The 1,907-nt window shown below is 42.9% G+C and carries 1 protein-coding gene; it reads right to left on the reverse strand.

Annotation, left to right across the window (positions count from 1 at the left end; all coding sequences use genetic code 11):
- The coding region (locus tag D1164_RS23540; RefSeq protein WP_147372289.1) for an alpha-amylase family protein at positions 1 to 1,351 on the reverse strand (1,351 nt) is incomplete at its 3' end.
- Positions 1,352 to 1,907: the final 556 nt, after the last annotated feature.

Here is a 1,907-nt window from a genome sequence, read left to right on the forward strand (position 1 = left end):
CTAACCCAGAGCTACCACTGGATATTACGGCCTTGCCTGCTGCGAGATGCTCTTTTACGCGACGCGTAACCTCTGCATCAAAGGTGACATCATCCGGGATAACCAGCACCTTGTACTTGCTCCAGTCTGAAAAGGTGGTTACCACATCAAACTGTTGCTTCAGCTCGCCAAGCATGCGTACAGCTGCTTTTAACTGTCCACTGTTATTTTCATTCAGCACAGGCAAAGTAGAAACGACAGCTATTTCGGTTATATTTTTTGCATCCTCAAACCAGGGTTCCATGGTTTGCAATTCCTTATATATCTTCTCTATCCGGTCGAATACCGCATTATTTAAATCGCCCCTCGGATGAAAATGTCCCCCGACATTGGGGCGCATGCCATTTGCCAGGCCATACAGCAGTTCTGACTTAAGGGCAGCCTCAGGACGAAGGCCTCCGAAATCGCCCCAATCATAAAAACGGGCAGTCATATTCATCACAGGTAAATCACTCAGGGTACGCAAATAACTTGCATATACCGGCAAAATTTCATACCCCCCTTCTCCGAGAGTAGATGGAAGGTGTACACTAACCATGTGGTTACTTAAACCAGGCTGTTGCTCAAAAGGAACCCCTTTAAAATAGAGCAGAAAATCGGGGTTGATAACTTCCAAAGCGCCCGCAATATCTTCCGCCAGCCGGTGTATCGAAAAGTGTGAAAACTTGCCCACTTCTTCGCGGTTGCTGTAATCCACACCGCGTTCTTTCATCTCTTTAACACAAATGGGACAGATACAACCAAAATCCTGAAGCCCGTCAATAAAAATACCTGAAACAGGATAATTACCGGCAACTTCCTCGATCATACCAATCAGATGATCGCGGTAGGGAGAGTTATAACACATTGTCCTAACATACGGAGTAAAACGTGGTTCCCTGTACTCCCATCCGTCAAAAGAAAGCGTGGTCCAGTCGCGATGCTGAAGTCCTTCAGCACTGCTCAGCCCTGCATGAAAATACGCTAACAGGGCAATCTCTTTTTGTTGACATGATTTTGCCAGCCTCCCGAGAAGGTCGTATTCAAGCGAAGGGTGTTTGATACCCATTTTGGTATCATAATATGCCATCCCCTGATTGCATCGGATTGAAAATATCAGGTAATCAACCCCGCAATCCTTTATCCTGTCGGTAAATGCCTCCACATCAAAATTTTTCCCGACATCTGGTATGGCCGGCATGGTATGGTTGTCGAAAAAAAGACAGTACCGGGGTTGATGAATGTTTTTGTGCTCCCCTGTTTCGTTACTTTTTATCTGCGACATCGCCGGCAAAACAGTTATAAGGTAAAGGAAACTGATTACTATTTTCATGATTCATCTTTTATCGGGTTTACTCCTATTTTACTTATACAGATAGTCATTTTTATACCATTTTCAGGCACATTACATATTACACAAACTACCTGGCCTAACCTTAATTAATTTTAATGCTTAAAGTTAAGGCTGTTTACGCGTTCATCGATAAAATTATCTTATCTTAAAATACACTGATTTTGACATATCTCCAGTCATACGGGGTACGGACTCCGAATTATGACAGATTCAATAAATCTTTTAATCCGGGAGATATAATGGGATATCACCGGGGGATGGGGGTACAAGCACAAATGATAAAAATATTTACGATAAGGGTTCAGCCTTCATCCGGCAATAGTTTTTGTTCACGGGCGGACAATAAACATTGTCTATTCCAAAAACATGATTCGATAAATCTTTGGGTGGATTAAATCTCTCCTATTGCTTTCATCACATCAGATATTTCGTTTTTCAGTTCTTCTGAAACTGCGGTGTCATAATCTGTGTGATAATTCCCCGGGCAACCTGTCAATTCCATCGCATAAGAGTAAGCCGAAAAGATGTTTCCCTT

This window comes from Mariniphaga sediminis (genome assembly GCF_003573545.1).
Lineage (GTDB): Bacteria > Bacteroidota > Bacteroidia > Bacteroidales > Prolixibacteraceae > Mariniphaga > Mariniphaga sediminis.